Consider the following 13,924-nt stretch of genomic DNA (forward strand, 5'->3'; position numbering starts at 1 on the left):
CGCGCGAGGCGCGGACGGTACAGCGCTTACTTCGTGCGCCGCTTTACCTCACGCACCGCACCGCGTGCGGCGCTGGTGGTGAGTGCTGCGTAAGCCTGAAGCGCGGTCGAGACGTTGCGCTTACGGCCCGTCGCCTGCCAGGCGGCATCGCCCTTGGCCTCTTCCGCCGCGCGGCGCTTGGCGAGCTCCTCATCGGAGACCTCCAGGCTGATGCTGCGGTTCGGGATGTCGATGGCGATGCGGTCGCCGGTGCGCACCAGACCGATGTTGCCGCCTTCCGCCGCTTCCGGCGACAGATGGCCGATCGAGAGGCCGGACGAGCCGCCGGAGAAGCGTCCGTCGGTGACGAGCGCGCAGGCTTTGCCGAGGCCCATCGATTTCAGGTAGCTGGTCGGATACAGCATCTCCTGCATGCCGGGGCCGCCGCGCGGACCTTCGTAAATGATGACCACGACCTCGCCGGCGACGACCTTGCCGCCCAGAATGCCTTCAACGGCCGCGTCCTGGCTCTCGAACACGCGTGCCGGGCCGGAGAACTTCAGGATCGAGGCGTCGACGCCCGCGGTCTTCACGATGCAGCCGTCCTGCGCGAGGTTACCGTAGAGCACGGCGAGACCGCCATCCTTGCTGAAGGCATGCTCGAGGTTGCGGACCACACCCTTCTCGCGATCGCTATCGAGCTCGTCGTAACGGCGCTCCTGGCTGAAGGCGACCTGCGTCGGGATGCCGCCGGGCGAAGCGCGGAAGAACGTGCGGACAGACTCGCTCTTGGAGCGCTTGATGTCCCAGCGCTCCAGCGCGTCGTTCATGGTCGGCGCGTGCACGGTCGAGACCGAGGTGTCGATCAGGCCGGCGCGGTCGAGCTCGCCCAGAATGCCCATGATGCCGCCGGCGCGATGCACGTCCTCGACATGGACGTCGGCGACCGATGGCGCGACCTTGCACAGCACGGGTACGCGGCGCGACAGCCGGTCGATGTCCTGCATGGTGAACTCCACCTGCCCTTCATGGGCCGCCGCCAGCAGATGCAGCACGGTGTTGGTCGAGCCGCCCATCGCGATATCCAGCGTCATCGCGTTCTCGAACGCCTTAAAGTTGGCGACGTTGCGCGGCAGCACGGAGGCATCGTCCTGCTCGTAATAGCGGCGCACGATATCGACGATGGTGTGGCCGGCCTCGACGAACAGGCGCTTGCGGTCTGCATGGGTCGCCACCACCGTGCCGTTGCCGGGCAATGCGAGGCCAAGCGCTTCGGTCAGGCAATTCATCGAATTGGCCGTGAACATGCCCGAGCAGGAGCCGCAGGTCGGACACGCCGAGCGCTCGATCACCTTGACGTCCTCGTCGCTGACCTTGGAGTCGGCGGCCGCCACCATGGCGTCGATGAGGTCGACGGCCTTGGTCTTGCCCTGCAGCGTGACCTTGCCGGCCTCCATCGGGCCGCCCGAGACGAACACGGCGGGGATGTTGAGCCGCAGCGCGGCCATCAGCATGCCGGGCGTGATCTTGTCGCAGTTGGAGATGCAGACGAGGCCGTCGGCGCAGTGCGCGTTGGCCATGTATTCGACGCTGTCGGCGATCAGCTCGCGCGACGGCAGGCTGTAGAGCATGCCGTCATGGCCCATGGCGATGCCGTCATCGACCGCGATGGTGTTGAATTCTTTGGCGACGCCGCCGGCCTGCTCGATCTCGCGCGCCACGAGCTGGCCGAGGTCCTTGAGGTGGACGTGGCCGGGCACGAACTGGGTGAAGGAGTTCACGACCGCGATGATCGGCTTGCCGAAATCGGCATCCTTCATGCCCGTCGCGCGCCAGAGGCCGCGGGCGCCCGCCATGTTGCGGCCGTGGGTGGTGGTGCGGGAGCGATAGGCTGGCATGGCGGTTTCCGTCCTCGGTTGGGTCAGCCGGGCGGAAAAATGGAAGCCGCCTCAGGCCTTTCCGGCCGGATAGCGCACGGGCTGGGCGCGCGCAACGGGAACTTGCCCCGAAACGGCCCGGATCGGCCCCGCGCAGGCCTCCCCTGCTCCCGGCGCGGGTTAATGCAGTGTCGCGCCAGCGCCGGACGGACGCTGCCGTAGCTAGCGCTTCGGCTTGGGCAGCACAATTCTCCCCTGGGAGGCAATGCCGCCCCACTTGGCGGACCACCCGACTTCCGAGGCCGAGAATGGCTCGATGCCTGCATGCCCCTGGGCACCCTGCAGCGCAAACAGGGCGCCCTGGGGATCCACACATCGTGCGATCCAGCAGCCATCAGGCAATTCGATCGGACCCTGGAGGATCCGGCCTCCACCAGCATTCACATGCTTCGTCGCAGCGCCGATGTCGTCGACATTGAAGTAATGCAGCCAACATGGCTGCGCTACGCTCGAAAGTTTCGTCAGCATGCCGCCGACCGTTTGCCCCTCCGCCGAAAACAATTGATACCAGTCCGCTGGATCGGTTTGAGCGTCAGCCTTCTGCCAACCAAACAGTTCTCTGTAGAAATCGAAGATCACGGTCCGGTCGGCGGCCAATAGCTCATGCCAGCCTACGCGCCCCGGCTCGTCCAGTCGGCCCGGTTTCCATCGGCCATATGTCGGTTTCTCGATCAGCCCGAACGTCGCTTTCTGCGGATCGGCAGCGACTGCTATTCGGCCAATATTGGTGTCGGTCGGCGGCACAAAGATCGTGCCTTCGAGACGCCTGATCTGCGCGGCAGCCCCGTCCAGGTCGTCGACAGCGACGTAACCCATCCATCTCGGCGTTGCCCCTGATCTCCGCCCCTCGTCCGGGATGTCCATAAGGCCGCCCAGCGGGGTGCCGCCGCTACGAAGCACCGTGTAAGGCAGTTCCGGAGTCGATTCATCCGTCACGCCCCAGCCGACGACCTTGCGATAGAATGCGCCCGCCGCCGCGACGTCCGTGGTCAGCAGCTCGTACCAAGCGAAACGTCCGAGTTGATCCGCCACGCCGATCTCTCCGTTCAAACCTGGAAGCGATTGCGGCACTGCACCAAGTTGCACGCGCACCGAGAGCGTGGATCGTTGACGCGGCCGTGCCGATTGCCGTTCATGAAGATGAATACATCCCGAACGTGCAGCGCCGCGCTTTTGTGCGCGTAATTGTTGCCCGCGTTATTTCCTGGGCGTAGACTTACCGCGGCTGGGATACTTCTTGCAATGCTCGGAGGTTGGACCATGCGGCAGGCGAAGAAGACTTCTAAAGGGAAGAAGCGAGTAAGCAAAGTCGCCGTGCCGGCGTTCGGAGCCGCAGGGTTGACGTTCTCGCTGGCGGGAGGCGCATCGGCGTCCGCCGTGCCGACACCCGACGTACAGCAATTGCCGCACCTTGGAACGGGCCAGGCAATCACGCTCGATGAAGAGGAAATGGCTGACGTCAGCCTGGCCACCTTCCATCTCTTCGACAAGGAAAACGCCGGTAGCCGCGTGCAGCTGGCATGGCGCGGATGCGGCGGTTGCCGCGGCTGCGGAGGCTGTCGGGCTTGCCGTGGTTGTCGATGTGGCGTCGGTTGCCGATGTGCGGGTTGTGCAGTTGGCTGTGCTGTCGGCTGTGGCGTTGGTGTGGTGGGATGCGCCGTATCATGCGCGGGTTGCTGCGCATCGTGGGGCCGCTGCCGCGTGTGCTAGACCCCGGCGCATTCCGAATGTCAAATTCACGGGTTGATAGGTCATTGGCCGGCCTCAAGAAAGGGTCCGGCCAATTGCTTGAATTCGCTACGACGCTTGCATCGGCGGCTTGCGGGTGACGGCTGAATTCGTTTCAATTCTCTGGGAAAATGCCGGCGCGCGGTCGCGACGATCCATCTTGCGCCGGGGATCTAGCGTGACGGCAACAGGATCAGCGTGCTGACTCAATGACTGCAACTCGCAAGACCCGCGTTGCGCGGCAGACCCGCAAAGACATTCTCCGATTTGCACCGAATTTCACCGCTTACTTGCTGCCTCCCGATGCGGTTTGTCTCTATTCCGAGAACCGCAAATTCTTCCTGCACGGCGAGCTCTACTGCGCCCTCGCCAGTGCGATCGGGCAACACGGCAAGGCCAGGTCGGAGATCATTCGCCAGCTTTCGAAGCGCTTCCCGGCTGACAAGATCGAGGAAGCAATCAAGCGGCTGCTCGATCGCCGATATGTCGTTGCGCGGACCCCGAAAGCGTTCGACGACGCCGTCGGCGGTTTCCTGGCAAGCCTCGGCATGCCCTTGGAGATCGCCGAACAAAATCTTCGCAATTGCCCCGTTCAGGTCGAGTCGATTGACGTCAAAGGCGCCAAGGAGCTGACCGCGGCCTTGGGTAAGCTCGGCGTTCAAATCGCCAAGCGCTCGCCGAAGCTCACGATCACGCTGGTGAACGATTATCTTGACGGGCGACTTGCCGAACTGAACCAGGAACGCGTGGCCGGCAAGACGTCCTGGTTGCTGGTACAGCCGTCCGGCGCGTTTCCGCTGGTCGGGCCCATGTTCAAACCGGGCGAGAGCGCCTGCTGGACCTGCCTGTTCGATCGCATGATCCGCAACCGGGAGATCAAGGGGTTTCTTGACCGGGGACCGGCGCGTGCGGTTGCCATGTCGCCTCTCGTCAGAGAAAGCGTCGGCAAGACTGGAATCCATTTTGCGGCCGTCGAGATCGCCAAGGCAATTGCCTCGGATTTTCGCACCGATTTGTGCGATCACATCGCAAGCTTCGACCTGACCGGCGCCGCCATCGCCAAGCACTACGTGACGCGACGTCCGCAATGTCCGACCTGCGGCAGCAGGAAGCTGAACAACCCGCGCCGATCTCCGGCCCTGGTCGAGATTGCCGAGGGCAAGAGGCTCGTCATGACCAGCGGTGGATATCGCACCGTGACGTCGCGGTCGACGGTGTCGCGCTTCCGCAAGCATGTGAGTCCACTGACAGGGGTGGTGACCCGACTCGAGCGGATCGACGTCGACCTGCCGATGAACACCAATTACTTCGCCCAGCACAATTTCTCCGCGCCGGCCCACAGCATCGACCAGCTCAGGTCTGGATTGAGCGGGGGCAGTTTTGGCAAGGGCTCGACGGCTGAACAGGGTGAGGCAAGCGCGCTGATGGAGTCGATCGAACGCTATTCGGGCATTTTCCAGGGCGATGAAATCAGGACGACGCGCCGCTTCGACGATTTCGCGCCTAGCGACGCGCTTCTTCCCAACGACGTCCAGCTCTTCAGCGAAACGCAGTTCAAGACCAGGTTTCTGCAGCAGCAGGACGATCCCCATCCGGTGCCCGAGCCGTTCGATCCCTCGACGGGGACCGAGTGGTCGCCGGTCTCGTCGTTGCGCGACAAACGCTTCAAATATCTGCCGACCGGCCTCCTGTACTTCTTCTATGGCGGCTTTCATACGGATTCCAACGGCTGTGCGGCCGGCAACACCCGCGACGAAGCCATCGTTCAGGGCTTCCTCGAACTGATCGAGCGCGATGCCTACGCGATCTGGTGGTACAACCGGGTGCAACGCGCCGAGGTCGATCTCGGGCAATTCGACGATTTCTATGTTCGGGATCTCCAGGCTCAATTTGCGGAAGCCGGGCGCAAGCTGTGGGTGCTCGACATCACCACGGACCTCGGCATTCCGACTTACGTGGCGATCATGCACTGGATGCAGAATGGACACGAGAATATCGAGTTCGGTTCCGGCGCGCATTTCGACCGCCATATAGCGCTGCTGCGATCCCTCACCGAACTGACCCAATTTATGTCCGTCGGCATGATGGGCGGCGCAAGCGGCGAGAAGCCGACCCTCGACGGTGTCACGCCGCTGCGCCTGGAAGACTACCCGTTCCTGACACCGAGCGACCACCCGATCGTCCCCCCAGCGCCGAGCCTCAAGCTTCACGACAATACGCGTGACCAGGTCATTGCCTGCGTCGAGATCGCCGCCCGTGCAGGCTACGATTTCCTCGTCCTCGACCAGACACGTCCCGACGTCGAGGTTCCGGTCGTCAGAGTGCTCGTTCCCGGCCTGCGTCATTTCTATCGCCGTTTCGCACCGGGTCGCCTTTACGATGTGCCGGTGAAGCTCGGATTGTTGGACCGGCCGCGACCGGAAAGCGATCTGACTTCATTCCTTCCACACACCTGAAGGGTTGCTCTTTCGTGCGCGCTCCCCGGAAAAAGCCGACCAGGAAGATCGCGCCAGACATTGCCGCCCGGTTGAGCCATCATTTCTCCCTCCAGATGCAGCCGGACGGAAACATCACCGCCATTCTGGGCGACTATTCCGTCAACCTCGGACAATTCAGCGCGGCCGCGATGGACTGCGCGCGACATCTGAGCACCGGCCTTCCGCTCGCGTCCTTTGCGGGCAAGAGCGCCCTCGCGAGAGACGTCGACGCCCTGGTGCGTCGCCTGGCCCGGCAGGGGCTTCTGGAATACCGCCTCTCCTCTTCGCGTAACACGCAGGACTTCGTGGTCATCGAACCCCAAGTCCCCGAATACTGGCCGCGGCGCGCGAAGCTGGGCAGTCGTGACACCATTGTCCTATCGCGCTTTGCCTTTCTCCGTCGGCGCGGCAACGAGCTGGTGCTGGAATCGCCACGCGCCGGCGCGTTGTTCCGGATTGGCGATCCCGCCATCGCCGCCACCCTTGCGGCGCTGTCGCAGCCCCGGAAGATCGGCAAGCTCAACCAGAAGGTGGCTTCCTCCACCGTCCATCTGCTCGAACTGTTGCTGGACAGCCAGATCCTGCTCAAGCTCGATGCGAAAGACGGAGAAGGCCTGCGGGTGAACGAAGGCGACGGCAACCTCGTACTCTGGGATTTCCACGATCTGGTGTTTCACACGCGGAGCACGGAGGGTCGGCAAGCCAATCCGGTCGGCGCCGCTTTCACCTATGCCGGCGTCGTTCCGCCGTCGCCAGCGGTGCGTCCGCCCTGGGCCGGCAGCAAGATTGACCTGCGCAAATTCTCCTCCCCGGAACCGAACTCCCGCTTCCCGAAGCTGTTGCGCGAACGCCATTCAACACGGGATTTCGACGACAAGAATCCGGTCACGCTCGGCGAACTCGCGCAGTTTCTCGACACCAGCGCGCGCGTCTTGTCCGAATGGACGAGCGAGCCGTATTTCGAAGGCGGTCCCGACGTCACCTACAGCACAAGGCCTTATCCGTCGGCGGGCAGCGCGTACGAGCTGGAATTGTACCTTACCGTCGCGAACTGCGACGGGCTTGCGCGCGGATTCTACCACTACGATGCAGGGAGCCACGCGCTCGTCGCGATCAGCGCCTCCCCCCAACAACTCCAGGCGCATTTGGCGGCTGCCCAGTTCGCCATGGACGCGCCGGGTCAGCCGCAAATCCTCATCACGATCGCGGCGCGTTTTGGACGGGTCTCCTGGAAATACAGCTCAATCGCATATTCGCTGATCCTGAAGGATGTCGGCAGCCTGATTCAGACGCTTTACCTGGCGGCGACCGATATGGGCCTCGGCGGCTGCGCCATTGGCAGCACCAACATCGATCTGTTCGCGAAAATGACGGAGTTGGAATTCCATATCGAGGGCCCGGTCGGTCAATTCGCGCTCGGGCGCGGCCGGACGCCGGAGGTCCAAGGCTAGAAGCGGGTGTCCGATGGCAAGTCGGCGCACGCGTCAGGCCGGTCGCCCTATTGCAGGGTCGGATCGAGCCGGTCGCGCAGCCAGTCGCCGATCACGGAGACGGCCAGCGTGGTGATCACGATTGTGGTCGCCGGCGCGAGCATGATCCAGGGCGCCCGGGTCAGGTACTCGCGGCCATAGCCGACCATGTTGCCGAGGCTGGTCATCGGGGGCTGCACGCCGAGGCCGAGGAAGGACAGGCCGGATTCCATCAGGATCACCTCGGGGAAGACGAGCGTCGTCGAGACGATCAGGGTCGAGGCGATGTTGGGCAGGATATGCCTAAGGTAAATCCGCGACGGCGTCGCGCCGAGCTGGCGGACGGCGGCGGCATAGCCTTGCGCATTGGCGGAGATGGCGAGGCCGCGGGCGATGCGGGCGTAGCGCTCCCAGCCGAACAGGCCCATCAGGCCGATCAGCAGCGGCAGCGAATTGCCGAAGAAGGCCAGCACCGCGAGCGCCATGATCAGGAACGGCATGCTGGCCTGGAAGTCGGTCAGCATCAGCACGAGCTGCTCGACGGCCCCGCGGAAATGCGCGGCAAGGAAGCCGAGCGTGGTGCCGACGATCGCAGAGATCGCAGTCGCGCCGAACGCAATTAACAGCGAGATGCGGATCGAGACGAGGAGCCGCGACAGCACGTCGCGGCCGAGCTCGTCGGTGCCGAGCCAGTGCGCGACATTGCCGGGCGCAGCCAGCCGGTTGCGCAGGTCGAGCTGGGTGAAGCTGTAAGGTGCGATTTTCTCGGCGAACGCTGCGATCACCAGCATGGCGACGATCCAGCTGATCGCGAGTGCGACCGAGACAGGGATCGCGGGAAGGCTGATGCGGTGGCGGACAGCCGTATCCTTCAGCGTCGCATCGGTCATGCGTGGGCCCCCTTGGCGCGGAGGCGCGGATCGAGGAAGCCGTAGAGGAAGTCGACGATCAGATTGGACGTGACCATGGTCATCGCGACCAGCAACAGGATGCATTGCACGACGGCAAGGTCGCGGTTGGCGACGGCGACGACCAGCAGGCGCCCTACTCCCGGCCAAGCAAATACGCTCTCGACCACGACCGCGCCCGCGATCAGCGTGCCCACCATGAAGCCGAGGATGGTGACGGTCGGGATCGCCGCGATCGGCAGCGCATGCGACGTCACCACCTTGCGCCACGGCACGCCCTTGGCCGAGGCGGTGCGGATGTAGGGCTGGCCCAGCACCTCCAGCATGGCGCTGCGAGTGAAGCGCGCCAGCACCGCGGCGCCGCCGAGGCTGAGTGTCACGATTGGCAGGATGGCGTGACGCCAGCTGTCCTGCCCGCCCGACGGCAGCCAGCCGAGCTGCACGGCGAACACGAGCACGAGCAGCAGCGCAAGGACAAAACTCGGCACGGTGAAGCCGGCGACCGCCGTCATCATCACGGCGCGGTCGATTCCCGAGCCCCGGTGCAGCGCCGCGTAGATGCCGGCGGGAATGCCGAGGGCGACCTTGAAGAAGAACGCCGGCAGCGTCAGCGCCAGCGTCGCCGGAATCCGCTCCAGCACGAGCTCAATCGCCGGTCGCCCGTCGCGCATGGAGCGGCCGAGCTCGCCCTTGGCGATGGCGCCGAAGTAGTCGAGGTACTGGAACCAGATGGGATCATCTAGCCCCCAGGCCTTGCGGAAAGCAGCGAGCACTTCCGGCGGCGCCTCCGGTCCCAGGATCATCAACGCGGGATCGCCGGAGAGGCGCAGCACCACGAAGGCGAAGGTGACGACGAGCACGATCGTCAGCGCCGCGCGTCCGATCCGAATGGCAAGGTAGCGTCCCATCAGGCCGCGTCCCGCGTCTCGGCCTGCGGCCCCGTCACGAGGTGGCAGGCGACTTGCCTGTCACCGCTGACGGCCGACAGCACCGGCACCTCGCTCGCGCAGCGCGCGATAGCGCGCGGGCAGCGCGGATGGAACGCACAGCCTTGGGGCCTGGCCGCCGGGTTCGGCGGATCGCCTGCCAGCACGATGCGGCCCGCGCTGCGGCGGCCCGGTGCCGGCGAGGCCGAGACCAGCGCCTGCGTATAGGGGTGTTCGGGACGCGCGAAGAGATCGTCGGCGCTGCCGATCTCGACGATGCGGCCGAGATACATCACGGCGACGACATTGCTGATCTGCCTGACAACGCGCAGATCGTGGCTGATGAACAGCAGCGTCAGCCCGAGCTGCGCCTGGAGGTCGCAAAGCAGGTTCACCACCTGCGCCTGGATCGAGACGTCGAGCGCGCTGACCGGCTCGTCGCAGACGAGGAAATCGGGCTTTGTCGCCAGTGCCCGCGCCAGCACGATACGCTGACGCTGGCCGCCGGAGAGCGCGCCCGGATAGCGCGCGCCATGCGCCGGCGTCAGCTCGACCGCGCGCAGCAATTCGCGGACACGCTCCTCGCGTTCGGCCGGCGTGCCGAGACCGTGAATGTCCAGGGGCTCGCGGATTTGGGTGGCGACCGGCAACCGCCGGTCCAGCGCCCCCAGCGGATCCTGGAAGATCATCTGCATGCGCGCCCGCTGCGCGCGCCACGCCTTCGTGCCCGGCGCGGCCATCGCCTTGCCGTCGAACCGCACCTCGCCGCGATCGGGCGGCTCGAGACCGAGCACGATACGACCCGTGGTCGACTTGCCCGAGCCGGATTCGCCGACGAGGCCGAGCGTCTGGCCCTTGCGGATCGCAAGTGACAAGCCGTCGACCGCGTGAACCGCTGTGCTGCGGCCGAACATCCCGGAGCGCATCGCGTAGCTGCGCGAGATCGAGGACACCTCGACAAGCGGCCCGCTCATTCGGCGGCGATCCCGAGCAGCGCGCGGCGCGAAGCTTCGGCACGGATGCAGGCAACCACGCGATCGTTCGCGATCGGCGCCAGGCTCGGCACGGCAAGTCCGCACGGCTCGGCCGCCAGCACGCAGCGCGGCGCGAAGGCACAGCCGCTTGGCATGTGCGCGGGATCGGGAACGGTCCCCGGAATGGCCGTGAGACGTCGACGCGGTCCGTCGAGCGGCGGCAGTGCGCCGATCAGGCCCTGCGCGTAGGGATGCACCGGATCGGCAAAGAGCTGGTTGGCGGGCGCCTGCTCGACGATGCGGCCGGCATACATCACGGCGACGCGGTCGCAGTTTTCCGCGACGACGCCGAGATCATGGCTGATCAGCACCATCGCCATGCTCATCTCGCGGCGGATGGTCGAGAGCAGCTCCAAAATCTGCGCCTGGATGGTGGCGTCGAGCGCCGTGGTCGGCTCGTCCGCGACGAGGAGATCGGGATTTCCGGCCAGCGCCATCGCGATCATGATGCGCTGGACCTGGCCGCCCGAGAATTCGTGCGGATAGGCTTCGAGCCGCCGCGCCGCATCGGGAATGCCGACGAGATCGAGCAGCCGCCGCGCTTCGGCTCTCACCGCCTCGCCCGAGAGAGCGCGATGCAGCGCCAAAGCCTCGCAGAGCTGCTTGCGAATGGTGAGCACCGGATTGAGTGCGCTTGCGGGGTCCTGAAAAATCATGGCGACCCGCCCGCCCCGCACCCGGTCAAGCTCACCCGTGGGTGCGCCGAGGATTTCGCGTCCGTCGAGCCGCACGGAGCCCGAGACTTTTGCATGCCGCGGCAAGAGGCCGAGCGCAGCAAGCCACGTCACTGACTTGCCGGAGCCGGACTCGCCGACGAGGCCGAGAGCCTCGCCCTTCTGCAAGGTGAGATCGACGCCGCGCAGGACCGCTACACCGTTGAAGGCGACGCTGAGGCTCTGGATGCTGACCAGCGGCGTCGCCATTTACGCCTCGAAATTGCCGGCGCGGAAATCCATCGCGAATGCCGGCGACGCCTTCCACTTGATCGACTTCGGCTTCGCGGTGAAGGTCGCGTTCTGGTGCAGCACCGTATAGGCGGGATCCTCGCGCTCGGCGATCTCCAGCATGCGGCGGAACGCCTTCTTGCGGGCGGCCCGGTCGGTCGAGGTCTCCAGGAACTCCGAAAGCTTGTTCAGTTCGGCGTTGGTCCACTCGCCGATCTGCTGCTGCTGGCCGTTCGGGCCGTGCTGGGCGACCAGCGACGAGACGGGATCGTTGAAGGCAGCCGAGTTCGACCAGTCGCGTACCGCGCGGGTCTGCGCGCGTTCCATGATCTGCGACCAGTTCTCCTTGGTCTCGATCTGGACGTTGAGGCCGACCGACTTCCACATCTCGACCAGCACCTGGGCGGTCGCAACCTGGTTGGTGTAGTAGTTGTTGAGCAGGCGATACGGAATCGGATCGCCCTTGTAGTTGGCCTGCTTCAACAGATCCTGCGCGAGCTTCGGATCGTAGGCCGGCACGCTCCAGTCGGCGTTGAACATGTCGCCGTAGAATTCCCACTGAAGACCCTTCGGCACGCGGGTACGGCCCGCCCACAGGCTGTCGACGATCGCCTGGCGGTCGATCGCGTGGGTGAAGGCGCGCCGCACCAGCGGATCGGCGAGCTGGGCGTGGTTCTTGTCGAACACGGTCAGGCGGTGATTGAGGATGGTGCCGCCCTGCACTTCGAACGCAGAGTTCTTCTCGATGCCGGCAATCTGGTCCGGCGGGATGTCGCAGGCGAATTGGTATTCGCCCGACAGCAGCCCGTTGATGCGGCTCGCAACCTCGGGCACTTCGAGGAAACGGATGCGCTTGAGCGGCGGCCGGCCGCCCCAATATTCGTCATGCGCTTCGAGGGTCAGCGACACGTCGGGCTTGAGCTCGACGACCTTGTACGGCCCCGTCGTGATCGGCTTGCGCGCCCAGTCGAGATAGCTCGCGGACTGCTCCCAGGCGCGGCGGTTCATGATGTCGGAGCCGTAGCGCGACAGCCGGCCCTCGATCGTGACGTCGGGCGTCGCGTTGTAGAAGCGCACCGTGTACTTGTCGACGGCATCGACGCGCACGAGGTCCGGCCAGATGCGGCGGGCGACCGCCGGCACGTCAGGCGGCAATTCCTTGCCCGGGCGCGGCGTCGGGATCTTCTCGAAGGCCTGGATGGTGGAGCGGCTCTTGGCCTCGGTCTCGCCGAACATGCGCTCGCGGCTGAAGGTGAAGACGACGTCTTCGGCCGTCAGCTCGTCGCCATTGTGGAACTTCACGCCCTGGCGCAGCTTCACCTCGACGGTCTGGTCGTCGATGCGGCGCCACTCGGTGGCGAGGCCCGGCACGGCCTCCAGGCTGCCGCGCCAGTTCTTGGAGATCAGTCCCTCCCAGATCGAGGAGAAGAACACGCGTTCGCCGACGTTCGATTGCTCGCGCAGCACGTCGAGCACGTTCGAATTCGTCACCTTCTGCACGGCGATCGTCACCGACGGACGGTTGTCGGCCTGCCCGATCGCAAAGCGCGGCAGGAGAAGCGTGCCTGCGGCAGCGCCGCCGGACTTCAGGATGGTGCGACGGGTGAGTTTGCTCATGACGATAAGCCCTGACCTTTGTGATGCCGGTTATTCAGCGAGACCGAGCGCGGCCAGATGGGCTGCGCCGGCGCGAACGTCGTCGTGATTGCGGAGTTCGAGGATCAGCCGCGGGTTGGAGGTCAGCCGGCCCAGCGCGCGGAACACGGCCACCCACGGGATGTTGCCTTCGCCCGGCGCCCAGTGCCGGTCGGCAAAGCCGTCGGTGTCCTGGAGGTGCACATGCGTCAGCATGTCGCCGGCGGTCTCGACGTAGTAATCGACCGGCGGAGCGCCGGTGGAGATGTGGGCATAGTTGGCGTGGCCGGTGTCGAGGGAGACGCGGACCTTGTTGCTTTCGAGCGCCTTGGCGAGGCGCACGCGGTCGCGCGGATCCTTGTCCTCGATGTTCTCGATGACGACCTCGCAGCCGATCGTCTCGGCCCGCGCGATCACCTCGGCAAGCGTCGTCTTGACGCGTTCGACGAGATTGCCTCGGTTATCAGGATAGAGGTCGAGATTGTTGTGGTCCCAGGTCGTGAACGGTGAATGGATCACCATCTGCGTCGCGCCGAGGAATTCCGCGGCATCGAGGCCCTGAAGCAGCCGCTTCGTCACCGCCTTGCGGATCAAGGGATCATGGCTGTCGATCTTGAAGCCCCAGAACGGGCCGTGAATGCCGAGCCGGCCGGTATGGCCCGAGAGCATCTGCTTGATCTCGCTGGCTGCACTCCGCCAATCGCCGTCGAGCAAATCCGCGCGGAAAAAATCCTGGATTTCGAGATCGCGCTGCCGTTCCAGAAGCCAGTCGCGGTGAGCAGGGATCGATTTGATGGACAATGCTGCGCCCAGCACCGGCTTCGACATGGCTTGCTCCTTGACCGTCAGCGATGACGGGAGCAGCGCTAGACCAGTTAAGTGACAGG

The 13,924-nt window shown here is 65.1% G+C and carries 10 protein-coding genes; 2 read left to right on the top strand and 8 right to left on the bottom strand.

Features of this window, described 5'->3' with window-relative positions; genetic code table 11:
* Positions 1–26: 26 nt before the first annotated feature.
* Positions 27–1,877 (bottom strand): dihydroxy-acid dehydratase, encoded by a 1,851-nt coding sequence (gene ilvD / locus CT676_RS01640; RefSeq protein ID WP_085401525.1) that lies wholly within the window; start codon positions 1,875–1,877, stop codon positions 27–29.
* A gap of 201 nt (positions 1,878–2,078) precedes the next feature.
* A complete protein-coding gene (locus tag CT676_RS01645) occupies positions 2,079–2,948 on the bottom strand; it encodes a VOC family protein (RefSeq protein ID WP_244623036.1) in 870 nt (289 codons plus the stop codon).
* 905 nt (positions 2,949–3,853) lie between these two features.
* On the opposite strand from CT676_RS01645, the gene CT676_RS01655 reads away from it, so the two are divergent.
* Positions 3,854–6,100 carry a TOMM precursor leader peptide-binding protein gene (locus CT676_RS01655; protein WP_135213651.1) on the top strand — a complete coding sequence of 749 codons (2,247 nt, stop codon included), beginning with the start codon at positions 3,854–3,856 and terminating at the stop codon, positions 6,098–6,100.
* 95 nt (positions 6,101–6,195) lie between these two features.
* Complete coding sequence (locus CT676_RS01660) at positions 6,196–7,572, top strand: SagB family peptide dehydrogenase (RefSeq protein ID WP_167767923.1); 1,377 nt, start codon at positions 6,196–6,198, stop codon at positions 7,570–7,572.
* A gap of 47 nt (positions 7,573–7,619) precedes the next feature.
* Here the strand turns inward: CT676_RS01660 and CT676_RS01665 are convergent, their stop codons facing one another.
* The 6 genes from CT676_RS01665 to CT676_RS01690 are packed head-to-tail and all read right to left on the bottom strand — an operon-like array spanning position 7,620 to position 13,865.
* The gene (locus CT676_RS01665) at positions 7,620–8,480 is read right to left on the bottom strand and encodes an ABC transporter permease (RefSeq protein WP_135213653.1); all 861 of its coding nucleotides are present in this window, start codon (positions 8,478–8,480) and stop codon (positions 7,620–7,622) included.
* A complete protein-coding gene (locus CT676_RS01670; RefSeq protein ID WP_167767896.1) occupies positions 8,477–9,406 on the bottom strand; it encodes an ABC transporter permease in 930 nt (309 codons plus the stop codon). Before CT676_RS01670 ends, CT676_RS01665 begins: the two co-directional genes overlap by 4 nt.
* Positions 9,406–10,398, bottom strand: a complete 993-nt coding sequence (locus CT676_RS01675) for an ABC transporter ATP-binding protein (protein ID WP_085401530.1) — start codon at positions 10,396–10,398, stop codon at positions 9,406–9,408. Before CT676_RS01675 ends, CT676_RS01670 begins: the two co-directional genes overlap by 1 nt.
* Positions 10,395–11,381, bottom strand: coding sequence for an ABC transporter ATP-binding protein (locus CT676_RS01680; RefSeq protein ID WP_085401531.1), 987 nt, complete (start codon positions 11,379–11,381; stop codon positions 10,395–10,397). The genes CT676_RS01675 and CT676_RS01680 overlap by 4 nt, the downstream gene beginning before the upstream one ends.
* Positions 11,382–13,019, bottom strand: coding sequence for an ABC transporter substrate-binding protein (locus CT676_RS01685; RefSeq protein WP_135213655.1), 1,638 nt, complete (start codon positions 13,017–13,019; stop codon positions 11,382–11,384).
* 30 nt (positions 13,020–13,049) lie between these two features.
* On the bottom strand, positions 13,050–13,865 hold the full coding sequence (locus CT676_RS01690; protein ID WP_063983251.1) for a sugar phosphate isomerase/epimerase family protein: 816 nt from the start codon (positions 13,863–13,865) through the stop codon (positions 13,050–13,052).
* Between the last annotated feature and the right edge of the window lie 59 nt (positions 13,866–13,924).

This window comes from Bradyrhizobium sp. MOS001, assembly GCF_004634465.1.
Classification (GTDB): Bacteria; Pseudomonadota; Alphaproteobacteria; order Rhizobiales; family Xanthobacteraceae; genus Bradyrhizobium; species Bradyrhizobium barranii.